The sequence below is a fragment of the Bacillus sp. SRB3LM genome (assembly GCF_015712745.1).
In the GTDB taxonomy this organism is placed as follows: Bacteria; Bacillota; Bacilli; order Bacillales; family Bacillaceae_G; genus Bacillus_A; species Bacillus_A thuringiensis_K.
The window spans coordinates 479,951-501,798 of the sequence record NZ_VWVQ01000078.1 but is presented as its reverse complement, the minus strand read 5'-3'; the positions used below and the strand labels follow the sequence as shown (position 1 = coordinate 501,798).

The window sequence follows — 21,848 nt, the reverse complement described above, 5'->3', positions numbered from 1 at the left end:
CGATTTATTTTTCAATAATTCAATCTGTTTAACAACATGAAAAAGAGCAGTTCACTACTTTATGAACTACTCTTCATTACATTTACCACGTAACTACACTACTAAACCCATGAATATTTGTATATGAATCCTTTCTACTCCGACAATTTTTCCTCATAAAATATAATTCTATTTAAAAACGGATCAATTACAGTTAATTCAATTGTACCCCAAGGTGTTTTTTCTATATTCGGCTTCGAATAAACATATTCTTTACTTAATAATACAGAATGATAATCCTTTACATCATCTATTTTGATCCGAATCGCACCACCTGGTGAGGCATCACCATGATGTTCTGATAAATGTATCACAGTATCATCTAACGAAATTTGTATATATAATGGCATATTTTCCTCATACCGATGTTCCCAATCCAGTTTAAATCCTAAAAAACCTATGTAAAATAGTTTTGCTTTTTCAATATCAAAAATTCTAAATATAGGTGTAATCATTTATAACTTCATCTCCTATTTATAAACATCCGCAGCCAATTCCCTCAAAACATCCACGTTTACTACTTCATAGCATCCATCGTTCTTCTTTATTATCTCTTTATCACAAAAAATATTTAATGTTCGCAACAAATGCCGATAACTCGTTCCTAACAATTCCGCTATTTCCGTTAAATTCCCACTAAACACAATTCTATTTTCATGCTGAACTGCTCGTTCTCCTGCTGCTAACATGTAACTCGCAAGTCTATTTTCAAGTGGATATAGTAAATTAATAGTACTATTTTTTGAAAGTCGGTTTAATTTATGTGCTAACGATCCGCAAATACATCGTAAAAATTTCGCATCATGAAATAGTTGATTTCTCACTTTTCCTAAAGGTAAACCAACACAATATGAATCTGCCATTACTTGTACGTTTGAAGCAGTCTTTTGAGAATGAATTAACTCCACATCTCCTAACAACTGCAAACTATCATAAAAGCATAATAATACAGATTTCCCATTACTTAATGTATTAAACGCTTTCGCTTTTCCTTCAACGAAAAAATATAAATAATCTATCTCTTCATTTTCTCTACAAATAAACTCATTCTTTTTAAAAAATATAAGTTCCATATACGGTTTCATATCATTACTAAAAAATGAATCAATATTATTTTGTTTCATATACTTTGCTAATTTAATTGAATTACATACTTTCTTCATAGTTCCCCCGCCTTTACCACTCATCCCCATTGTAATCAAAATTTTCTTCTTCCACTATGACATATGTCATAGTAATACACAATTTCAGCATGATACAGTCATTACAAATATGAAAATTAAAGGGGATATTACATTGTATAACTTTCTTTCTGTCTTTATTGGTGTGCTCATCGCCGTTATGCTTCCACTGAATGGGATTTTATCTGAGTTAATTGGGAAGTATACAGCAAGCGTTGTCATTCACCTTGTCGGTTTAATTGCAGTTATCTTCATTTTAATCATAAACAAAAATAAAATTCATTTTGATAAAGGTATTCCGCTTTTTTTATATAGCGCTGGAGCGATTGGAGTATTCACTGTTCTTTTTAATAATATAAGTTTCTCCGTCCTCGGTGCCTCTATTACGATCGCATTAAGTTTACTCGGTCAATCTATCGCTTCCATCGTTATTGATCATTTCGGCTTATTAGGAATGAAAGTTGCAAAGTTTGAAAAGAAAAAACTAATTGGATTATGTTTCATCTCTTCCGGAATTATAATCATGACAATTTATTAATGGGGGCAAAAAAATGTTATATATTACGATCGCTATTTTAGCTGGTGTTTCTATCGTTGTTGCTAGAATTATAAACGCGAATTTAGCAGCAAAAATTGGAAATTGGGAAGGCACGTTTTTCAATTATATTACTGGATTATTTTTCTCTATGTTATTTTTAATTTTCAGTTCAGATTCATTGTATATCCCTATTCATACGTTGCAATCTATTCCTATCGCCGTGTACTTAGGCGGATTAGTAGGCGTTATCGTTATTTCATTATCCAACTATATTACTCCTAAAATATCAGCATTTTATTTAACATTACTCATCTTTATCGGACAATTATTTGCGGGGACTATCATTGATTTCATTTTGTCGCATGAACTCTCAATGGGCAAAGTTATCGGTGGCATTTTCGTACTAATTGGGCTCACTTACAATTTACTCATAGATCGCCCGATAAAAACTGTGAAGCATAACCAAGTTCAACTATAATACTTTACACTTACCTATCATATATTAATAGAAAAGCTCTTCACACAAAGTAATAGAGAGGAGAAAATCCTATTAAAAAAATTATTTTATTGTTAGGTAGCGTATTAATTATTTCTGGAATTGTATGGTTTATAAACTCGGGAAAATCTATTCAAGATCTGTATACTGCAAATAAGCCGAAAAAGAAAGCTACTATTATTTCAAGCTCGCGAGATCCAAATGAGCCTCCTGTTTTTTTAGGAAAACAGGAAATAAAAGATATACATGTCGAATCAATTAAAACAAAAAAGGATATCTTTCTCACAAAAACAGATGAATTAAAAACGTTTATTAACAGTATGAATACCGCAAAAAAAGGCAAATTAACATTAGATGAAGAAGGATCAGACTTAATAGATTGTGATATGTGGATTACTTTCGAAGATGGAACTTATAAAAAATATTTCATATGGGTAGTTGATCATCACAGCAGCGAAGTGATGATTGCTCAGCAAGATACTCCTGATGATGTAAACCTTACGTACTATCAGTTAAACGAAGATAGTTCAAAAAAAGTTTATAATTTATTTAAAAAAATTATTTAAACGAAAAAGTCATGAGCACGCGAACTCATGACTTTTTGCACTATATATACTCCGGGAACACTCTACAACCCTTTTCCTGCTCTATATCATGACCAAAGAAAACAATTGGTTTCTCTTTCGCCACAACTCCTTTTAAACGTTTAATTGAAGATAAAGCTAATTCTGGATCAAATCCTGCGAACGGCACTTCATCTTCAAAATTCTCTTTCGTGTACGATGCATCAATCGTTAATAAAACTGAACCGGATTGCTCCGTCTCAATGAATAGCGACTGATGGCCTGGAGAATGACCTGGCGTATACAATAATTGAACACCTGGTACCACTTCATAATCCCCTTCAATAATTTTGTAGTTCAAATGCGGTAATATACATTCTTTCATATATTCTTCTCTATGAAGTGCTGCCTCATATTCCGTTCGCTGCACAATAATCGGTGTATTTGTAAAAGCACCGTTTCCTCCTGCATGATCAAAATGTAAGTGAGAGCTAATAATATATAAAAGGTCGTTTGGCTCATACCCTAAACGCTTTAATATATTCACGATTCTATCTTCTTCAGTCATTTTCGGTAAAATCTGTCCTTCAACAAATGTACCGTTAAAAAGCCCTTCATTATTAACTGCACTTTCTGGCATACCTGTGTCTACTAAAATAGGACCTTCTTCCGTCTCCAGAAGATAACACCACACCGGCAAGTTTAATAGTTTCCCCGGTGTTAACGCACTGTTAACAGACGAATGATCCAACATGCAACGACCTGCTGAGATGAAATAAAGTTTCTTTACTGTCATTATGTATCCACCTTTACATTTAGTTTTGGATAAAGTAATACAGTAAAAAATTCTTCTTTTTAGAAATAAACTCCTTCTAGACTATCAGTACAGCTTACATAAAAAAGAGGGTATTTTTTTACATAGCAGTATTTCACCATCTATAATATAGAGGTAAATGATTCTTACTTTAATGGAGGGATTACAAATGAAAGCAATTGGTTTACATGAATACTTACCTATTGAAGAAGAAAACAGTTTAATTAATCTGGAAATTGAAAAACCTGTTGCCACAGGAAGAGATATACTCGTGAAAATTAACGCCATTTCCGTTAACCCAGTTGATACAAAGGTCCGCTCTCCGAAAGATAAAAAAGAAGATGCACCAAAAATACTTGGCTGGGATGCTAGTGGTGTTGTTGTACAAACTGGCGAAAGTTGTACATTATTTAAAGAAGGAGACGAAGTATTTTACGCTGGAAGCATTACGAGACAAGGTACATATAGTGAATATCATTTAGTTGATGAAAGAATTGTCGGTAAGAAACCAAAAACGTTACATGATGCTGAATCCGCCGCAATTCCTTTAACAGCGATTACAGCATGGGAAGGTTTATTTGAACGTTTAGGCATTGATCATACTAAAAAAGATACGAACTCATTTAAAAATATTTTAATTATCGGCGGAGCTGGTGGTGTCGGTTCAATCGCAATTCAACTTGCGAAATGGGCTGGACTAAATGTAATCGCAACTGCTTCCCGCGGCGAAACGATAGACTGGGTTAAAAAGCTTGGAGCTGACCATACAATTGACCATCATACCCCTTTAAAAGAGCAATTACAAAGCCTTGGATTCAGCGATGTAGATTATATTTTCTGCTTAAACAATACAGATCAACATTGGCAAGCAATATGTGACCTTATTAAACCACAAGGCAAAATTTGCTCTATCGTAGAAAATGAACACCCTCTTGAAATGGGTATTTTAAAAAGTAAAAGTGCTACACTCGTTTGGGAGTTTATGTTTACAAAAGCGATGTATGAAACTGGCGATATGATTACGCAGCACGAACTATTAAATAAAGTAAGCGAACTACTAGATGAAGGCATTTTAAAGACTACTTTAAATGAAACATTAACACCGATTAACGCTGAAAACTTAAAGAAAGCACATGCACTACTTGAAAGCGGGCACACCATAGGGAAAATCGTATTAGAGAAATTTTAATCATGATAGTGACAGATAGTATGTGAAATTATATTAACGATTTTTCGAATATATCTATCATAACGTACAATATATCAACGATTTTTCAAATATATCTATCATAACGTACAATATATCAACGATTTTTTAAATATATCTATCATAACGTACAATATATCAACGATTTTTCAAATATATCTATCATAACGTACAATATACCAACGATTTTTCAAATATATCTATCACAAATCAAATTATATCAACAATAAGAAAAGGCTGTTCCAGATGAACAGCCTTTTCTTTATTTACTTGAAATCTCTTTATTGTTTTGAACGTCTAACGGAGCTCGCTTCCCTATTCCAAAAGCATAGAAACTAATTGTAACGATAGCTAAGAAAATAATACCTACAACTAGTGAAATACGAGTATCATCGTTAAACCACATTCCGATTAATACCATAATTAAAAAGGCAATTGTTAAATAGTTTGTAACAGGAGCAAACGGCATTTTGAACGGATGATCTTTCATCTCTGCTCCCTTTTCTTTCCTAAAACGAATTTGACTAATTAAAATGACGAACCATGGTACCATACCAGGAAGTACACTTGCGCTGTATACATATACGAATAAATTTTTCGGCGCGATATAACTTAATACAACACCAACCGCCAAACCAATAATTACACCAACTGTACCGAATAAAGGTACACCATTTCCAGAAAGTTTCGTGAAGTATTTCGGTGCTTGTCCATTTACCCCTAACGTATAAAGCATACGTCCAGCACTATAAATACCACTATTACAACCAGACATTGCCGCTGTAATTACAACGAAGTTAATAAGTCCAGCTGCTGCCGTAATACCAACTTTCGCAAAAGTTGCTACGAACGGACTACCAATTGTACTTAATTGATCCCACGGATACACAGTTACAATAACGAAAATAGCACCGATGTAGAAAATTAAAATACGCCAAATTGTACTTTGAATTGCTTTTGTAAGTGTCTTCTTCGGATTTTTCGCTTCACCAGCAGTAATCCCGATTAATTCCACACCTTGATATGCTCCAACTACAAGTGATAATGCAAAGAAGAATCCTGAAAAACCACCTGTAAAGAAACCGCCATTTGACCAAAGATTAGATATGCCAATGGCTTCTCCGCCGTTACCAATCCCGAAGAAAATAAGGCCAAATCCCGCAATAATCATTAACAGAATCGTAACGATTTTAATCATCGCAAACCAAAATTCGAATTCACCAAATGACTTAACTGAAATTAAGTTGGCTGCACCAAGAATAACCATTGCAATTATACCTGGTATCCAAGCTGGTAAATCTGGGAACCAATATTGCATATACGCTCCAACCGCGATAATTTCTGACATCCCAACGATAACCCACTGGAACCAGTTACTCCACGCTGTCATATAACCAGCTAGTGGATGAATATACTTATGACCGAATGTCGCAAATGAGCCTGTACTTGGCTCCATATATAACATTTCTCCCATGGCACGCATGATGAAGAAGATGAAAATACCTGCAATTGCATAAGCAAGCATTACTGACGGACCTGTCCATTTAATCGTGCTGGCTGAACCCATAAACAAACCAACACCAATTGTTCCGCCTAAAGCAATCATTTGAATATGACGTGCTTCTAAACCTCTTTTCAATTCTTTGTTTGCCACTTCACTTCCCCCTCTTAGATGATTCATAGTCGTCGCATTTTAAAACAAGATGCTTTCCCCTAATTCCCTTTGGCCCTGAAAATGATGAAGCAAACGTCATTTTACACTAGCTTTAAAGCTATCCTAAAATCGTTTTGCGCTCCTAATAAAATTCTCAAAACCTTTCATCTTCCAATATTCTATAAATCTTAAAATTACTTACCTTATATTAATTCATTAATCTGAAAAATTCAATTATTTTTTCAATAAATTATTATACATAAGTCTGATTAATTTTTAACTAAATTAACAATAAAATACATCTATTCAATATGATTCCGGCATGTATATTATTACAATATAAATAACCGAGGAGAACATTTTTTCCTTAGTTTCATATCTTAAATACTTCAGCCTTTATTGTTAATAACGTAATTTCCCACACATTCAATTTATATACCAATGAGAAATTTAATATATTAATAAACTACTAACTTCTTTACCCCAGCCAAATTTTGAGGCAGAAACCTTTCTGCCTCAAAACAACGGAATAAAATATAAAAGAATCTCATTAAAAAATGAGACTCTTTTATGATTTCATATTTAAATCGATTTCGAAGTTTGCTTACCAAAGATAAACACCCTAGTAAACACTGCCATTATAACTACAATAACCAGAAAATAAAGTGGCATCACCATTAATGAGCCTGTATGCAGCTGACTCATTCCCCAAATTGTCATCGTTACAATTACATAGTACCCTAAGCTAAACAATGCACCTGCTGTACCAATGACATCTTGAAAATCTACTAACGCTAAACTTAAACAGTTAGGTAACGCTATGCCAATTCCTAATAGCAATATAAACATCGCTATTAAAAATACAACCATATATATTACATTCAGATTTGATCCAACAAACGTAATAACAGATAAAAGGATAGCTCCCCCTGTCATTACAAGACAACCGATATATATAATTTTCTCTGGTTTATAAGTAGCAAGTAAACGCTTTGAAACTTTCGCTCCAACAATAGAAGCAGACGCAACAACAATTCCTAAAAACCCATACGTACTAGGTAATAACTGAAAGTATTCAATAAAGATAAACGGTGCTTCTGCATAATAGCTAAATAAAACACCATTTGCTCCTCCAATTAACAGCCCATATGTTATCACTTTCGGATTTGTAATTAACCTCTTCAAGACTGAAAATACATTTATTTTATTCGTTACTGAGCCCGTTTTTGTTTCAGGAAGAGAAACAAACGTATACAGAAAAATACCGATACTCATAACTACTAAACTTAAAAATACTATTTTAAATCCAAACATTTGATCAAGAAAGCCACCAATTAACGGTCCTATCGCTGGTGTAAAAGCAATGACTGCCGAGATTTGAGCAAACATAACATGCCTCTTATGCCCTTCTACACTTTCACGAAGAATCGTTTGCGTCACAACTGATCCTGCACTTGCTCCAAACGCTTGAATAAAACGACTTACCAATAAAACTTCAATGGAATTTGCAATAAAGCATAAGAAACTCCCAGCGCCATATACGACAATTCCAAATAACATTGCCCGGCGACGGCCAATTATATCTGATAGCCATCCAATAAAAAATACACCTAAAGCAAATCCAGCAAAATACACACTAAGCGTTAACTGCACCTCATTATTACTTACATGTAACGCCTTTGAAATGTCCGGTAAAGACGGTGTGTAAATCGTTTCACTAATTTGCGGAAATGCGACAAGAATAATCATTAACAAAAGTGATGGTACTGAGACTTTTTTCATTTTTCATACCCTCCTATAACTTTGAAAATCTCAGAAATAAAAAGACTTTCCTTAGCTACGGAACAGGAGGGGCCATTATAGAAATCCGGTCATAAAACAACAAAGAAAACACCTCAATTACGTATGTTAATACTTATAGGAGGGTAATATTAACATCGATTTTTAAATATACTTTTTCAATTATATTACATATTACTTTTATTTTTCTAGTATTAACGTTCAAATGTTCTTTTTATATTAGTGAACAACTAATACACGCCATAGAAGATAACTACTTGATATAACCACCTTATTATGGAATAATTAGAAATAGTTTGAATCTATAAACCTAATTATAAAATGATATACTCATATATTCCTAATGTCATAAAGCTGAACAAGTAGGAGGACTTTCGTAATGATTGAAATTTTAAGGACAGTAGTAAACTTTCTAATTTCTCTATTCTCAGGAGAATTACCATTTGTACATTATGTATGGATTATTACCCTATTCCTAATTCAAATAACCCAATCTACTCTAAACTATAAACTCTTTAACAAGAAAGACAATTTCAGCACTTATATATTGGAAGGATTACTTGCTTTTATTATTTTATTGTTTGGAGGAATATTAGTATCTAAGTTACTTGCTTACATAATAGACGATCCTACTATTAATATGACGAATTTAACACATTATTTTGTTTCTCTTATCATATTAACTATATTTGTCGTAATAACCTGTGTTAAAGACTTTATAGAGACATCTATAAAGAATAAAAATATATCTCTTTTTAGCTTTTTAGTAATTTCCTTCATAACAAGTATACTTTCATTCAAGTTTTTATCACCTTTAATTGAAGGTTCTTTTTCTCTTTCTAAATCTTTTATCACCACTTTAATCATTCTTGTAACTATATCAATCCCTCTATTAATTTCCTTAGAGGATAAGTATGCAGACGAAAAGGAAACGGAAAATTTATAGTTTCTCATTTACATAAAAGAAAGAGGGAGCTCCCCTCTTTCTTTTAAATCATCCCTTTTAATATCAATCCTAAAACTGACATTATTATCGCGCTAATAATAATTCGCAAAATCCAAGTAGTGTTTGTACTTATTTTTTCTAATTGCTTATTGATTGTTGCTATGTCTTTCTCATTAATAGTGGTACGCGTTTCTAAATTTCGAATGTCTCTCATAATTTCTTTTTGCTCCGCCTTGAGACTGTCAATTTTAGCGTAAACATCTTCCATATATTCACACCCTCTGTTCATCTTTATAGAAAAATCTATATATATTATGAGACAACCCTCTTACCTGTGAATACATTCCGTATATCAGCGTACCAAATTATTTGTACAATCTAATTGAATCACTCACATGTTTCCATTCTTCTATTTATGAATTAGCGTTAAGATACATTAAAATTAGAAAATGAATCCCCAGTTTATTTAACAACAAACAAGGTGCAATCCAACATTCGGGAGCACCTACGATAATTTCTATTGTTTTCATATTTACAACTTAATATAATCAGTATGATTTTCTGAAGAATCCACTTTTTGAACTGCTTAAAATATACTAATATGAATACGAAATAGCTGTATTGATAAACTCTCTAGAACAATAAATATACTGGCTGAAACGGATCTATATCCAATATTTTTTCCAGTAACATGAATGGTTATTTCTGATAAATGCGTTTGTACATCATTGTTTTCAAAAATTTCATTCTCAACCTTTACAATATCTGCTTCACAATCTACTTCTTTAAAAGTTTTCAATAATTTTGTTTCCAATAAACTACAATCAAAGCTCTCATCTTTTATTACGGCAAATTTAACCTTCATATCGATTTCCCCATTTTTAACAAACTAAAATCATTAAATCAATATAAATATATATTATTCTATTAAATAATTCAAAATATACGCTTCTTACATACATTATTAACAATCAGTTCTAAAGAATTAAATACAAAAAGAAATTAAATAGTAGGCGTTCACTAATCTTTAGTATAATTCGTCTCTTAATTATTTTGCTCATTGCGCTTTTTTTATGTTCCTCCCTATTTCAACTGAACTTTGTGTAATAATGCATATCCCAAATACCTTATTTCCTTTCACTCATACTTTTATCATTGAGTTTTTATTCACAAATTCGTAACACATATATATGAGTTATCATGCTAAAATTAGTTTATTCACAAGAAGAAGTTATTCTTAATAAATCTATAATTTTTAATACCCTGTTTAAAGCCTTGCCCCCCTGCAAGGCTTTCTCCTATTTAACTAGCGTAGTAGTTATCTCTCCCCTTTGTTCCTTACCCTACAAATAATACTGAATATTTATTTTAATTTTTCAGCATCCACACTCACTCTGTTCGAAGGCTCTTTACCAAATATTCAATCTAATGATAAAATTGACCAAATTAATAATTTCATGCATCACTGTATCAATAAGTACAATAAAGTGAAACTTTAATCAATCGTGCTTTTACAGGTAGCCTGCCCCCACCTAACGTCTTTGCTTCCGCTAAATTTTGAGGTGCGGGTCTTACTGCCCGGCAAATAGCGGGATAAAGACACAAATAGTACTCTCACGATTAAGTAAACGCGAGCTTTTTCTTCTATAAACTTACTATTTAAGGTTAATAGTTTAGTAACAAGATTTAAAAATTCGACTTAAATTCATTGATGAATGGAGAGGTTTATATGAAATTAAAAGACAAAGTAGCAATCATAACTGGTGGTGCAAGTGGAATTGGCAAATCTACTGTTCGTCTTTTTATCGAAGAAGGTGCAAAAGTAGTTATTGCTGACTTTTCTGAACGTGGAAAAGAACTATCAGATGAATTGAATGCACATGGATATACTACGTTATTTATTAAAACTGATGTAACAAAAGAGGCAGATATTAAACAGCTAATTCATGAGACAGTAAGTACATACGGTAAATTAGATATTATGTATGCCAATGCCGGCGTTGCTGATGATGCACCGGCAAACGAATTATCCTATGAAAAATGGAAAAGAACTATTGATATTAATTTGTCTGGGGTATTCCTTTCTGATAAATATTCGATTGAACAATTTCTTAAACAAGGTACAGGTGGTGTCATCGTTAACGCTGGTTCGATTCATAGTTTTGTTTCATTACCTACCCCAACAGCATACTCCTCTGCAAAAGGTGGTGTGAAACTATTAACTCAAAATTTATGTACTGCCTACGCTAAATATGGAATACGTATTAATGCGGTGTGCCCTGGTTATATTGACACCCCTTTACTAGGTAGTGTTAATCCTCAACAGAAAGAATATTTAGCTTCACTTCATCCGCAAGGCAGACTTGGAACACCAGAAGAAGTCGCTAAAGCTGTCTTATTTTTAGCAAGTGATGATGCTAGTTTTGTTAACGGTACAACACTTCTTGTTGATGGAGGCTATACTGCACGTTAATTTAAAAATTTTGAAGCACCCTAAAAAATATATAGTCTTCAACAAGAAAAAGCGCCATCACAAGTGACGGCGCTTTTTCTATGTAAGAGCAACTAGAAGGTATCCTTCTAGCCTACTCCCATTTATAAGTCCAAAACTGTTCAAGTTGCAGCCATTTTAATGTTGCTGCATCTTTGTTTTTTATTTTTGCATGCGTATCTTCCAGCATTGCTTCTGTTTGTGAACGGTGCGCACCTAATGCAGTTAATTTATGATCAAATACTTCACTAATGTTATTTACAACATCCGGTTCTCCTAATACTGCTTCACGATTTTTCGTAATCGCAACAGCATGGATAACTGGGCGCTCTTCTTTTGGCATACGTGATACAGCGCGAACGACAGCGCGGCCAAATGCATTATGATCTGGATGTACACCGTGCTCTGGATAAAATGTAATAATTCGAGATGGATTTACTTCTTGAATGATTGCTTCAATTTTGTCAGCAACGAAATCAACATCTTCAAATTCTAACGTTTTATCATGGAAGCCAAGCATTCTTAAATCTTTAATGCCCATCGCTTCACAAGCATCTTTCAATTCTTTCTCACGGATATTTGGAATCGTTTCACGGTTAGCGAATACGTTCTTACCCATGTTACGTCCCATTTGTCCTAGAGTACCACATGCATATGTTACAGGTACTCCTTGATCTGTTAATAAGCGAATTGTTCCTCCCGCAGCATATGCTTCATCATCTGGATGCGGAAATACAACAAGTACATGTCTCTCCATAAGTTTCCCTCCTTCTTACTTAAATGGTGTTAAGCTTAACTCAAGTGCAACTGCTAGACGACCTAAATTATCATGTCCAGCTAGTAATAAACGCTCTTGACCATCTACTTCCCAGTGCGTAATACCTTCAGCATATACCCAACCGTGATCCATTTTTAGACCAACTCGGTATGGATTTGTTCCAGTTATCTTCCCGCGTTCAAAACGGATAATTGCATTTCGAATGAAAGCACCAACTGTCATCATCTTTTCATTTATGTGTGATGCATACGCTCCGTTTGTCGTTTCTAAATGAATATATACATCTTTATTTACAAAACGTTCAATTTCATTTTGAATAAGAGAACTATCTTTTACTATTTCCATCGGAATTCACCTCTTTAAACCATTTTACGCAAAAATAATGTAAATTGCTATCTCTATATTAGAGGACAACGCTCACTTTTCCTAATAATTTGCACTGTGTTTTTTATATTTTTTATATTTTTTATATGATATGTAAAAAATACATTTTTTCCTTCACTTTGTTAAATAGTTTTCTTTCTTTTTTGAATTTGCTACAATATATTTTATCCCGCATTATTGCAGCGAGATACATTTCGACAATTGAATACATAATTTAAAGAAGGTGACATGGTTGGAACAATCAGCACATGAAGTAGCAAATTGGCAATATTATTTTGCAATTGCCGTATTTTTAATCACGTACGGATTTATTATTTCTGAGAAATTGAATCGTGCTGTAATCGCACTATTCGGTGCTGCTATTATGATTATTTTTGGAGTTGTAGATTTACATACTGCTTTCACATCACATATTCAATGGGAAACGATTACCCTTTTAATTGGGATGATGATTCTCGTACATATTACGAGTCAATCAGGCGTCTTTGAATTTGTGGCCATTAAAGCGGCAAAAGCAGCTGGCGGAAAACCGATTCGCATTTTATTATTACTATCCCTATTAACTGCTGTCGGATCAGCATTTTTGGACAATGTAACGACTGTTTTATTAATCGTTCCTGTTACATTATCCATTACACGTATTTTAAAAGTAAATCCTGTGCCTTATTTGATTTCAGAAGTGCTGTTTTCAAATATAGGCGGAACAGCAACATTAATCGGTGATCCACCTAATATTATGATTGGATCAGCAAACAAGCATTTAGACTTTAACGCCTTTTTACTTAACTTAGCTCCAATCGTAATTATTATTTCTATCGTGACACTTGGCATTATTTACTTCATGTATCGTAACAAACTAAAAACAACACCTGAACAAATCGAAAAACTAATGGCATTAAACGAAAAAGATTACATTAAAGATCAAAGCCTCCTTTTAAAATCTATTTCGATTTTAGGACTAACTATTTTAGGCTTCGGACTTCATTCGATTATTCATGTAGACGCTGCTGTTATCGCGATGACAGGCGCTACACTTCTTATGTTAATCGGCGTGAAAGAACATGATATTGAAGATGTATTTGCCCACGTTGAATGGGTAACCATTTTCTTCTTCGCCGGACTATTTGTTCTCGTTGGCGGGTTAATTGATATCGGACTTATCTCTTCACTTGCAAAAGAAGTAATCGGCGTAACAAACGGTGACATCGGATTCGCAGCTATACTTATTTTATGGGTATCTGGCATCGCATCTGCGACAATCGACAACATCCCATTTGTCGCTACGATGATTCCTCTTATTCAAGACTTAGCTACAGGACTCGGACTATCTGTCGATTCTCCGCAAATCGAAGTACTATGGTGGGCGTTATCTCTTGGAGCTTGCTTAGGAGGAAATGGAACGCTAATCGGAGCATCTGCAAACGTAGTCGTTGCTGGTATTGCAAAACGTGAAGGACATGCTTTCTCTTATATGGACTTCTTAAAAATTGGTTTACCATTAACCATTGTTGCACTCTTGTTATCACATGGTTATATATATTTACGTTATTTAATGTAAAAGTTGTATTGCATGAAATTATATCGTCAAATACAAAAGGTTTGCGGCATCGTGCTGCAAACCTTTTTTCATCACCAAAATATACCGATAATTGCTAACCCACCTAAAATCATACCACCAATTTGTCCGACAATTGTTGGTGATAATTGAACACCTTTTCTCACTTCAACAACTGGTCTTTCGTGCCTTAGTTGCTGCACTTCGCTTTGCAGTTGATGTACACTTCCGTGTAACTCTTTAATTAGTTCCTTTAATTCAGCGACCTCTTCATTTACTGGTTTTGCTTTTTCTAAATTCATTTTACATAACTCCTTATAAATCCAATCAGTTCACTGTAAATTTTCGCCAATTATCATTATATCTCCTGCATACTACATATATAATATTGAATGTATTCGCTAATCTTGCAACCCTATCCATTCATCCCGCAATATCCCCATAATGATACGATCAAAACACTTCCCATCTCTTTGAACCGCTTCTCTCATACACCCTTCCATCTGAAAACCTATCTTTTTATACAACGCAATGGCTGCTTTATTATAAGAAATCACATCCAGACCGACGCGGTGTAAATTCAATTCATAGAAAGCATATTTTAAGATAAGATGGATTGCTTCTCTTCCATATCCCTTTCCTCTATCATTTGCATCTCCTATACCAATGGCTAATAAACCCGTTCTGTTATTCCACTCTATGCCATGAATTGCAACAAAACCAATTAAGCAATCATCTTGAACTGTCCTTAACATAAAAGAAACACTATTCGATCTCCGTCCCTTTAATAGCCCATCACTTGCTATTTCTTGTATCGATTGCGGGAATGCTACATCTGTATCTACATTCCTTAAATACTCACTATCTTCTTGCCACATAGCCATTACTTCAGCATCTGCTTCTCTAATAGCTGATAATTTAATCGTTTTATTTTGAAAAAGATTCATTGTCATTTCAAACTCCCCCTTTTTTAATAACAGGGATAATTATTAGCCTATTTATCCCCTTATTCTATAAACTGCTTTATACACGGGATACTTACAATAAGCGCTGACATTGGCACATCTCCTCTACACGAAATTAACTTCATTGTATAATTTTTCGTTTATTCTAACAATAATAAAAAGCCCTCCAAATTTAGAGGGCCTTTCCTAATAGCGAAACTATATTATTTCGTAAACATTTTCTCCGCTTCATCCATTGCCATTTTGTTACCTAAAGCAGAATAGTCAAGCCATGGTTGGTCATTAATAATGTATACGTGCTTACCTTTAACAGCTTTTAAGTCTTTCCAAATTGGTGTTTCTTGAAGTTGTTTAAATGCAGCTTTCGCTTTATCATCTCTGTTAACGACAACGAAAATAGCATCTGCATCAAAGTCAGGTAATACTTCTTGTGAAATGACTTCGAAAGGACGGTTTCCATCAATTTTCTCTACACCATTTGCAGGTTGTAATCCTAAGTCTTGGAATAAAATTGGTCCCATCGGTCTTTTCGTACTAAATACTCGTAATTCTTTTGCAGTAACGCGAATTGCCATTACTTTTTCGTTATTACCTAATTCTTTATCTATTAAACTTTTTACTCGTTTTGATTGCTCTTCGTAATCTTGAATATATTTATCCGCTTCTTTCTCACGGTTTACAAGTTTACCAACTTGTTTTAACTGATCTCTCCACGTGCCTTCATCTAAGTTGAAAGAATGTGTTTTTGCAATTTTTTCGTATTTCGCTAAATCTTTGCCCGCGTATTTTTCATCCACATAAATGTCAGTTGGCTTCAATTGAAGTAACGCTTCCATATTCGGATCTGTTACAACACCAAGTTTCTTCGTATCTTTCAACTGCTCTTTTGCGTGTGGTAAGAAATCTTTTAAATCTCCGCCAATAACAGAACCTACTGGTGTAATTCCTAATGCAAGTAAATTATTTGTTAAATGAATGGACATAGAGGCGATTTTTGGATCATTACTTTTTTCCGTTTTTTTCGTTGCCTCTTCATTAGCTTTAGTTTGACCACATGCTGATAATACTAAAATACACATCATGCTAAATAAAATAGTAAGTTTCTTTTTCATATGTTCTCCTCTTTGAAGTATTTATTTTGTTTTTGTAAGTAAATAAAGAAAATACGGTGCTCCTAATGCCGCCACTACTACACCAGCTGGAATAGAGTTTGGCTCAAATATAGAACGACCTATCGTATCTGCTAGCACTAAAATAATCATTCCGATAATGCTAGCTAAAGGAAGAAAGTGTTGATATGTAGTACCTACTAACTTCCTTGCGATATGCGGAGCAACTAAACCGATAAAACCAATCCCTCCTGCCATCGATACACTTGCGCAAGATAATCCAACCGCTGTAGCTAAAAGTAATAACCGTTCTTTTTGAACAGAAACACCAAGTCCTGCCGCTACACTATCACCTAGTGACAATGCATTTAACGTTTTAGATTTTAGCCACGCATAAGGGGTTAGTATGAAAATCCAAGGTAATAATGCAAGGACATGAATCCAATCCCTTCCCCACACGTTACCAACTAGCCATCTAGAAGCGAATGTATACGTCTCATCATTTAACTTGAGAGAGAAAAATAACGAAATTGCACTAAAACCAGCTGAAACTGCAATACCAACGAGAATAAGTCTAATGGGAAGTAAACCATTTGACCGATCACTCGCAAGTAAAATAATAAGAAATGCAGCTAATACTCCTCCGCCAAATGTAAATAACGGTATTAAAATAGATGCACTTTCATTAATAGAATGAAAGAATGTAACGAATATAATTAGCCCGAAAGATGCACCTGAATGCAGTCCAAGAATACCAGGGTCTGCAAGTGCATTACGGGATAATCCTTGCAAAATCGCACCGGAAATCCCAAGGCCAATACCGGCTAACATTGTGATTATAATTCTTGGCATACGATAATCGTATAGCACGGTTGCACTTTCAAAATCACCATAACCGAAAAGCGTTTGAATTACTTTGAGCGGTGCAATGCTAAGTGTCCCTGTATTTAAGCTAAGTAAAATGACAGCGATACTAATACAACCAAAAATTGTAGTTACAGTAATGGCTCTTTTTTTATCTGTGTTAATAAGACCCTTCACTTATAGCTCCCTCCCAACTTTACGTGCTATATAGAGGAAGAACGGAACTCCAACAAGAGCTACCATAATTCCTATCGCAAGTTCTTTAGGAGGGTTTACTGTTCTTGCCCCTAAATCAGCTAAAACTAATAACATAGCTCCTAATAACGCTGACATAGGAATAATGAGTCTATAATTCACACCAACTAATTTTCTAGCAATGTGGGGGATAACTAGTCCTACAAATCCAATAGAACCAACAGCTGAAACAGAAACACCTGCTAGAATAACTACTATAATCATCCCTAGTATTCTCGTTCGGTTCGTTTTCACTCCTAAATTTGTAGCAACATCATCCCCCATTGATATGAGTGAAATAGATCTCCCTAACACTATTGCAAAAATAATCGTTATAAGAATAATAGGGACTAAAAATTTCAAGTGTTCCCACTTAACCCCTGCAACACCACCAGCATACCAAAACGCTAAATCTTGGCTTAAATCATAATAAATCGCAACACCTGAACTTAATGAATGTAAAAGCGCTGCCATAACAGCTCCAGCAATCGTTAACCTCATTGGTGTTAACCCACCTGATGTTGCTGATCCAATAACAAAAATAAGTACTGTACTTAAGACTGCTCCAATAAAGGAAGCAATCATTAAATAGGAATACGGCATATGCGGAAAAAAAGCAAAACTAAGTGCTACTACAAACATCGCTCCTGCATTTATGCCAAGTACACCTGCATCAGCTAAAGGATTTCGTGTTACTCCTTGCATAACCGCTCCAGCGACCGCAAAAGCTGCCCCTACAACTGCTGCGCCAATTACCCTTGGGAGCCTTAATTCGTAAATGATTTGATGCTGCGTTAATTTCGGATTGTAATCAAAAACCGCTGTCCACACCGTTTGCAAATGAATATCCTTTGCACCAAATGCGACGGCCAAAAATATAGATCCAATTAAACATATAATTGTTAAGCTCATAAAACATATGAACTTAATATGTATCCAGCGGTTATTGCCAGCACGTATAGTAGACTTATGTAACATGTTTCATTTCATCCTTTATATTCAGTTGTTTTTTATAATTATTTTTTATTTATAATTAATATCGATAATAATTATCATTTTCATTTAGATATTATATCCCCACTTTTTTTAAATAGCAAACTATTTTTTACTTTGTTATATATTAAAATACTTATTACAATTCCCCTCTAAAACTTACAAATACATGCAAAATAGACTACTGGTTTATTTTTTAAATTGTAGTATACTTAGTCATTATTTTGAGTTTTCTAACAAAAATAAAGGAGACACAATGTTCTATATAAAACAACTATTACATTTCACTTACGAGCAAGCATTATCTTGTTTATTCCCAGTCGTTATTTTCTTAACACTAGCCCTATCAAAAATCATTTCTATCCCAGGGTTATACCGCTATGATTTTATACTCATCGTATGTCTTCTTATGCAGTGGATTATGTACAAAACTGGACTTGAAACAAAAGACGAGCTAAAAGTAATTACTGTCTTCCACCTCATTGGCCTTCTACTAGAAATATATAAGGTACATTTCGGTTCGTGGATTTATCCTGAAGAGGCGTATTCAAAGATTTTTGGAGTTCCGCTTTACAGTGGTTTTATGTATGCAAGTGTCGCCAGTTACATATGCCAAGCGTGGAGGAGGTTGCATTTACAAATGCATTATTGGCCGAAAGCTATTTTTATCGTGCCATTAGGAGCAATGATTTACTTCAATTTTTTCACGCATCATTTTCTATACGATTTTAGATGGTTCTTAACTTTACTTCTATTCATCGTTTTCTCTCGCACATTTGTACAATTTTCATTACAAGGCGTTACATATAAAATGCCACTCGTTCTCTCCTTTTTCCTTATCGGATTTTTCATTTGGATTGCAGAGAACATCGCAACATTTTTCGGAGCATGGCAATATCCAAATCAACGGGAAGCATGGAGTCTCGTTCACTTAAGCAAAATTAGTTCATGGTTTTTACTCGTTGTTATTAGCATTATGATTGTCACGCAGCTCAAACATTTGAAGGAATCAAAAAGATAATACTGATTATGTAAAAACAGTTAGCCCATCACTCATTAGAGAGTGATGAGCTAATTGTTTTTAGTAATATTTTTTAAACCGTCCTTATCAAGGGAGTTATAATTTACAAGAGTATAAGCAATTACACATTATGAACTGCTACTAGCAGAAGATGTTGCTACAGATGAAGCGGCAATCGTTGCCATCATGGCTGCCTGTTGTGCTTGTATGAGGACTTCTATCATTGTTTGTAAACCTGTGTTAGTAGCTTTACTTTCCTCACCTTTCTGACTTACGAACAGTTGAATAGCAATAAGAATATTTGTATCTGTATGCCAACGGAACAATTTATCCCCCTGCAATTTTTCAATAAATGCTCGAATAGAATGAATCTCTTTTTCTCCGTCCTCGAGTAACGCTAGTAGCCCGATAGCTGGGTAATGCATCTGTTTTACTTTTACCTTTTCTTGCTTTAACAAATTCCATATATTTGTGCATTTTGCAACTAATAGTTCTTCCCTGACATCCTTCTTTAATGAAAGAATATGACTCAAAAATTGAAGATCATTCCCTTTACGTAAACCAGCTGTCGCTAGTTTCTGATAAAGACGTTCCACTCGGTCCATAAGTGTTTCTACATTCTCTGATTGTCCTGCTAATAAAACCGCGAGCGGATAATCATTTGTACTTGTAAGAAAGAGGTGATCCTTTTTCATGCGTTTATATACTTGCATCGAACGCTGAATGTGCGCGCCATGCTGTTCATTTTCTTCTGTTAAAAGCACAGCTGCTGCGAGATAAGTAAATATACTCCGGCTAAAGCCACCAGTGACCAATTGTTCATATAAATCTAAAAACGTGCGAAAAGCTTCCTTGTAATCTGTAAAGTGAATATCTAATGTTGCGGCCACTACAAAACGATGATAAGACTTTAAGTATGAAAACATCCCTACCTCATTCTTAATATAACTACTAATTTCTAAAAAACGTCCGAGATCAAACAATTTATCACTACCTGCATACATAGCAGCAATCATCATTCCTGTTCGAGAATCACTCGTTTTCCATTTTAGTTCTCCCTTTAACTGTACATATGTATGTTTATATTGCTCCAACTTTTGTTCTAATGTAATCATAGTATTCACCCCTATTTCTAGTTCTTCTCTATTATTATACGTATATTCCATATTTAGGAATACTATAATTAATAATCACAACATAAAAAATTATAAAATTCTCTAATCCTTCAAGAAGTTATACAAAAAAGGTAGATAATAATTTATCTACCTTTTTTGTATATATTATTTAACATTACACCTGTATTGCTTGTTATATGCAATTAAGAACTAAAGAACTTTAATAATACGTTCCATCGCCTTCATTTGCCCAATATGATCAGCTTCATGATAAAGCATCATACCGTAAAGCTCACCAACTGTTTCTAGTCCTAAGAACGGCTCTGGCAGTTTATTTTCAAATGCTTCTGCTGGAATTTCGTTAATACGTTTTGCTTGTTCTTTTAATTGAGCCATTAACACGTCTAATGATGGTCCTTCTGTTTTCCATTTAGACGGTCTTGATCCATACCCAAACATACCTGGATATTCAGTTGGTAATTGTTTAAATTCTTTTCCAAACATGAAAACTTCTGCTGCCGTTAATACATGACCGATATGCCAGCGAATTGTATTGTTAAAACCCTCTGGCTGTGTATCTACAGTTTTATCGTCTAACGTCTCCATAAATTTAAGCAATTCTCCACGCGTTATTTCAAATTGTTTTAAGCCAACTAGTCTATTCATTTGATTGTTCTCCTTCTTCATGTACCATTTATTATGAACTAAGAATGTTCAATTTATTAAAGTTTCACCTTGTTTAATCTATCAGAAACAAATAAGAAATACATCTAATATGCTTATTAAAAATAATAAAAAGGTTCACTCCTCGTAAATATAGAATTACTTACTATGTAAATAAAAGAGGAGTGTACTTGCATGTTACATATTTTAAAACAGCAATATAATCTTATTAGCTCTACAAGAGAAACTCTATTTTCATTTTTGGAAGAAATCCCAGTAGAAAAATTACATAGCACAGTTCCTAATTTCGGAAGCGGTAGCATTATAAAGACTCATATTCATGTAGCCGATTGCTATCGATACTGGCTTGGATCATTCGCATTCAAACAAAAACGAGCATGTTTTGAAATCCAATCAAAACATGCTCTTAAAATATTC

Annotated in this window: 24 protein-coding genes and 1 pseudogene; 9 read left to right on the top strand and 16 right to left on the bottom strand. The window is 34.0% G+C overall.

Going from position 1 to position 21,848, the window contains the following annotated elements; all coding sequences use genetic code 11:
- Nucleotides 1-134: 134 nt before the first annotated feature.
- On the bottom strand, nucleotides 135-494 hold the full coding sequence (locus tag F3I02_RS26095) for a glyoxalase superfamily protein (RefSeq protein ID WP_000632389.1): 360 nt from the start codon (nucleotides 492-494) through the stop codon (nucleotides 135-137).
- 15 nt (nucleotides 495-509) lie between these two features.
- On the bottom strand, nucleotides 510-1,202 hold the full coding sequence (gene yeiL / locus F3I02_RS26090) for a transcriptional regulator YeiL (protein WP_033703578.1): 693 nt from the start codon (nucleotides 1,200-1,202) through the stop codon (nucleotides 510-512).
- Between the two features lie 109 nt (nucleotides 1,203-1,311).
- Between yeiL and F3I02_RS26085 the strand changes: the two genes are divergently transcribed.
- From F3I02_RS26085 to F3I02_RS26075, 3 genes are all read left to right on the top strand, one after another.
- Complete coding sequence (locus F3I02_RS26085; RefSeq protein ID WP_046945728.1) at nucleotides 1,312-1,758, top strand: DMT family transporter; 447 nt, start codon at nucleotides 1,312-1,314, stop codon at nucleotides 1,756-1,758.
- A 13-nt stretch (nucleotides 1,759-1,771) separates the two neighbouring features.
- Complete coding sequence (locus F3I02_RS26080) at nucleotides 1,772-2,236, top strand: DMT family transporter (RefSeq protein WP_196478565.1); 465 nt, start codon at nucleotides 1,772-1,774, stop codon at nucleotides 2,234-2,236.
- Nucleotides 2,237-2,325: 89 nt separating this feature from the next.
- Nucleotides 2,326-2,820: a YhfM domain-containing protein gene (locus tag F3I02_RS26075; RefSeq protein WP_046945726.1), complete on the top strand. Its 495-nt coding sequence runs from the start codon at nucleotides 2,326-2,328 to the stop codon at nucleotides 2,818-2,820.
- Between the two features lie 40 nt (nucleotides 2,821-2,860).
- Here F3I02_RS26075 and aiiA read toward each other — a convergent pair whose 3' ends face one another.
- The gene (aiiA, locus tag F3I02_RS26070; protein WP_000216601.1) at nucleotides 2,861-3,613 is read right to left on the bottom strand and encodes a quorum-quenching N-acyl homoserine lactonase AiiA; all 753 of its coding nucleotides are present in this window, start codon (nucleotides 3,611-3,613) and stop codon (nucleotides 2,861-2,863) included.
- 187 nt (nucleotides 3,614-3,800) lie between these two features.
- Between aiiA and F3I02_RS26065 the strand changes: the two genes are divergently transcribed.
- Complete coding sequence (locus F3I02_RS26065; protein WP_000643785.1) at nucleotides 3,801-4,820, top strand: zinc-binding alcohol dehydrogenase family protein; 1,020 nt, start codon at nucleotides 3,801-3,803, stop codon at nucleotides 4,818-4,820.
- A 280-nt stretch (nucleotides 4,821-5,100) separates the two neighbouring features.
- On the opposite strand, the gene F3I02_RS26060 is transcribed toward F3I02_RS26065, so the two are convergent.
- Together F3I02_RS26060 and F3I02_RS26055 are read right to left on the bottom strand one after the other, a co-directional pair.
- The gene (locus tag F3I02_RS26060; RefSeq protein WP_001284406.1) at nucleotides 5,101-6,492 is read right to left on the bottom strand and encodes an amino acid permease; all 1,392 of its coding nucleotides are present in this window, start codon (nucleotides 6,490-6,492) and stop codon (nucleotides 5,101-5,103) included.
- A 582-nt stretch (nucleotides 6,493-7,074) separates the two neighbouring features.
- The gene (locus F3I02_RS26055) at nucleotides 7,075-8,274 is read right to left on the bottom strand and encodes a multidrug effflux MFS transporter (RefSeq protein WP_089148895.1); all 1,200 of its coding nucleotides are present in this window, start codon (nucleotides 8,272-8,274) and stop codon (nucleotides 7,075-7,077) included.
- A 397-nt stretch (nucleotides 8,275-8,671) separates the two neighbouring features.
- On the opposite strand from F3I02_RS26055, the gene F3I02_RS26050 reads away from it, so the two are divergent.
- Entirely contained in the window at nucleotides 8,672-9,238 is a 567-nt protein-coding gene (locus F3I02_RS26050; protein WP_089148894.1) for a DUF5823 family protein, read from the top strand.
- Between the two features lie 43 nt (nucleotides 9,239-9,281).
- On the opposite strand, the gene F3I02_RS26045 is transcribed toward F3I02_RS26050, so the two are convergent.
- Nucleotides 9,282-9,506, bottom strand: a complete 225-nt coding sequence (locus tag F3I02_RS26045; RefSeq protein ID WP_000390462.1) for a hemolysin XhlA family protein — start codon at nucleotides 9,504-9,506, stop codon at nucleotides 9,282-9,284.
- A 318-nt stretch (nucleotides 9,507-9,824) separates the two neighbouring features.
- A complete protein-coding gene (locus F3I02_RS26040; protein WP_000865020.1) occupies nucleotides 9,825-10,103 on the bottom strand; it encodes a hypothetical protein in 279 nt (92 codons plus the stop codon).
- 864 nt (nucleotides 10,104-10,967) lie between these two features.
- Here F3I02_RS26040 and F3I02_RS26035 point away from each other — a divergent pair.
- Complete coding sequence (locus F3I02_RS26035; protein WP_000768028.1) at nucleotides 10,968-11,711, top strand: SDR family NAD(P)-dependent oxidoreductase; 744 nt, start codon at nucleotides 10,968-10,970, stop codon at nucleotides 11,709-11,711.
- A 112-nt stretch (nucleotides 11,712-11,823) separates the two neighbouring features.
- On the opposite strand, the gene bshB2 is transcribed toward F3I02_RS26035, so the two are convergent.
- On the bottom strand, nucleotides 11,824-12,486 hold the full coding sequence (gene bshB2 / locus F3I02_RS26030) for a bacillithiol biosynthesis deacetylase BshB2 (protein WP_000439487.1): 663 nt from the start codon (nucleotides 12,484-12,486) through the stop codon (nucleotides 11,824-11,826).
- Between the two features lie 15 nt (nucleotides 12,487-12,501).
- Nucleotides 12,502-12,852, bottom strand: coding sequence for a YojF family protein (locus F3I02_RS26025; protein WP_000407046.1), 351 nt, complete (start codon nucleotides 12,850-12,852; stop codon nucleotides 12,502-12,504).
- Nucleotides 12,853-13,123: 271 nt separating this feature from the next.
- On the opposite strand from F3I02_RS26025, the gene F3I02_RS26020 reads away from it, so the two are divergent.
- Nucleotides 13,124-14,449, top strand: a complete 1,326-nt coding sequence (locus F3I02_RS26020) for an ArsB/NhaD family transporter (RefSeq protein ID WP_196478564.1) — start codon at nucleotides 13,124-13,126, stop codon at nucleotides 14,447-14,449.
- A gap of 71 nt (nucleotides 14,450-14,520) precedes the next feature.
- Here F3I02_RS26020 and F3I02_RS26015 read toward each other — a convergent pair whose 3' ends face one another.
- The 5 genes from F3I02_RS26015 to F3I02_RS25995 all read right to left on the bottom strand — a co-directional run bounded on the left by F3I02_RS26015 (nucleotide 14,521) and on the right by F3I02_RS25995 (nucleotide 18,596).
- A complete protein-coding gene (locus F3I02_RS26015; protein WP_001047304.1) occupies nucleotides 14,521-14,748 on the bottom strand; it encodes a coiled-coil domain-containing protein in 228 nt (75 codons plus the stop codon).
- Nucleotides 14,749-14,847: 99 nt separating this feature from the next.
- Nucleotides 14,848-15,399 carry a GNAT family N-acetyltransferase gene (locus F3I02_RS26010; protein WP_000178470.1) on the bottom strand — a complete coding sequence of 184 codons (552 nt, stop codon included), beginning with the start codon at nucleotides 15,397-15,399 and terminating at the stop codon, nucleotides 14,848-14,850.
- A gap of 215 nt (nucleotides 15,400-15,614) precedes the next feature.
- Nucleotides 15,615-16,523 (bottom strand): iron-hydroxamate ABC transporter substrate-binding protein, encoded by a 909-nt coding sequence (locus F3I02_RS26005; RefSeq protein ID WP_000728233.1) that lies wholly within the window; start codon nucleotides 16,521-16,523, stop codon nucleotides 15,615-15,617.
- Between the two features lie 21 nt (nucleotides 16,524-16,544).
- Nucleotides 16,545-17,561 carry a FecCD family ABC transporter permease gene (locus F3I02_RS26000; RefSeq protein WP_000677271.1) on the bottom strand — a complete coding sequence of 339 codons (1,017 nt, stop codon included), beginning with the start codon at nucleotides 17,559-17,561 and terminating at the stop codon, nucleotides 16,545-16,547.
- The gene (locus F3I02_RS25995; RefSeq protein ID WP_196478563.1) at nucleotides 17,562-18,596 is read right to left on the bottom strand and encodes a FecCD family ABC transporter permease; all 1,035 of its coding nucleotides are present in this window, start codon (nucleotides 18,594-18,596) and stop codon (nucleotides 17,562-17,564) included.
- Nucleotides 18,597-18,867: 271 nt separating this feature from the next.
- Here F3I02_RS25995 and F3I02_RS25990 point away from each other — a divergent pair, with 271 nt between their 5' ends.
- Nucleotides 18,868-19,632: a DUF817 domain-containing protein gene (locus F3I02_RS25990; protein WP_000499381.1), complete on the top strand. Its 765-nt coding sequence runs from the start codon at nucleotides 18,868-18,870 to the stop codon at nucleotides 19,630-19,632.
- A 128-nt stretch (nucleotides 19,633-19,760) separates the two neighbouring features.
- Here F3I02_RS25990 and F3I02_RS25985 read toward each other — a convergent pair whose 3' ends face one another.
- Together F3I02_RS25985 and F3I02_RS25980 are read right to left on the bottom strand one after the other, a co-directional pair.
- A complete protein-coding gene (locus F3I02_RS25985; protein ID WP_002164117.1) occupies nucleotides 19,761-20,798 on the bottom strand; it encodes a DUF4003 domain-containing protein in 1,038 nt (345 codons plus the stop codon).
- A 159-nt stretch (nucleotides 20,799-20,957) separates the two neighbouring features.
- Nucleotides 20,958-21,434: a DinB family protein gene (locus tag F3I02_RS25980; RefSeq protein ID WP_196478562.1), complete on the bottom strand. Its 477-nt coding sequence runs from the start codon at nucleotides 21,432-21,434 to the stop codon at nucleotides 20,958-20,960.
- A gap of 171 nt (nucleotides 21,435-21,605) precedes the next feature.
- Between F3I02_RS25980 and F3I02_RS35045 the strand changes: the two are divergent.
- Nucleotides 21,606-21,827 (top strand): annotated as a pseudogene (locus F3I02_RS35045) (DinB family protein); the annotation flags it as partial.
- Nucleotides 21,828-21,848: the final 21 nt, after the last annotated feature.

Excerpts from the sequence above, each read along its gene's own strand:
- F3I02_RS26095 (WP_000632389.1), bottom strand. The coding sequence starts at position 494 with ATGATTACACCTATATTTAGAATTTTTGATATTGAAAAAGCAAAACTA.
- yeiL (WP_033703578.1), bottom strand. The coding sequence starts at position 1,202 with ATGAAGAAAGTATGTAATTCAATTAAATTAGCAAAGTATATGAAACAA.
- F3I02_RS26085 (WP_046945728.1), top strand. The coding sequence starts at position 1,312 with ATGAAAATTAAAGGGGATATTACATTGTATAACTTTCTTTCTGTCTTT.
- F3I02_RS26080 (WP_196478565.1), top strand. The coding sequence starts at position 1,772 with ATGTTATATATTACGATCGCTATTTTAGCTGGTGTTTCTATCGTTGTT.
- aiiA (WP_000216601.1), bottom strand. The coding sequence starts at position 3,613 with ATGACAGTAAAGAAACTTTATTTCATCTCAGCAGGTCGTTGCATGTTG.
- F3I02_RS26065 (WP_000643785.1), top strand. The coding sequence starts at position 3,801 with ATGAAAGCAATTGGTTTACATGAATACTTACCTATTGAAGAAGAAAAC.
- F3I02_RS26055 (WP_089148895.1), bottom strand. The coding sequence starts at position 8,274 with ATGAAAAAAGTCTCAGTACCATCACTTTTGTTAATGATTATTCTTGTC.
- F3I02_RS26050 (WP_089148894.1), top strand. The coding sequence starts at position 8,672 with ATGATTGAAATTTTAAGGACAGTAGTAAACTTTCTAATTTCTCTATTC.
- F3I02_RS26045 (WP_000390462.1), bottom strand. The coding sequence starts at position 9,506 with ATGGAAGATGTTTACGCTAAAATTGACAGTCTCAAGGCGGAGCAAAAA.
- F3I02_RS26040 (WP_000865020.1), bottom strand. The coding sequence starts at position 10,103 with ATGAAGGTTAAATTTGCCGTAATAAAAGATGAGAGCTTTGATTGTAGT.
- F3I02_RS26035 (WP_000768028.1), top strand. The coding sequence starts at position 10,968 with ATGAAATTAAAAGACAAAGTAGCAATCATAACTGGTGGTGCAAGTGGA.
- bshB2 (WP_000439487.1), bottom strand. The coding sequence starts at position 12,486 with ATGGAGAGACATGTACTTGTTGTATTTCCGCATCCAGATGATGAAGCA.
- F3I02_RS26025 (WP_000407046.1), bottom strand. The coding sequence starts at position 12,852 with ATGGAAATAGTAAAAGATAGTTCTCTTATTCAAAATGAAATTGAACGT.
- F3I02_RS26015 (WP_001047304.1), bottom strand. The coding sequence starts at position 14,748 with ATGAATTTAGAAAAAGCAAAACCAGTAAATGAAGAGGTCGCTGAATTA.
- F3I02_RS26010 (WP_000178470.1), bottom strand. The coding sequence starts at position 15,399 with ATGACAATGAATCTTTTTCAAAATAAAACGATTAAATTATCAGCTATT.
- F3I02_RS26005 (WP_000728233.1), bottom strand. The coding sequence starts at position 16,523 with ATGAAAAAGAAACTTACTATTTTATTTAGCATGATGTGTATTTTAGTA.
- F3I02_RS25995 (WP_196478563.1), bottom strand. The coding sequence starts at position 18,596 with ATGTTACATAAGTCTACTATACGTGCTGGCAATAACCGCTGGATACAT.
- F3I02_RS25990 (WP_000499381.1), top strand. The coding sequence starts at position 18,868 with ATGTTCTATATAAAACAACTATTACATTTCACTTACGAGCAAGCATTA.
- F3I02_RS25985 (WP_002164117.1), bottom strand. The coding sequence starts at position 20,798 with ATGGAATATACGTATAATAATAGAGAAGAACTAGAAATAGGGGTGAAT.
- F3I02_RS25980 (WP_196478562.1), bottom strand. The coding sequence starts at position 21,434 with ATGAAGAAGGAGAACAATCAAATGAATAGACTAGTTGGCTTAAAACAA.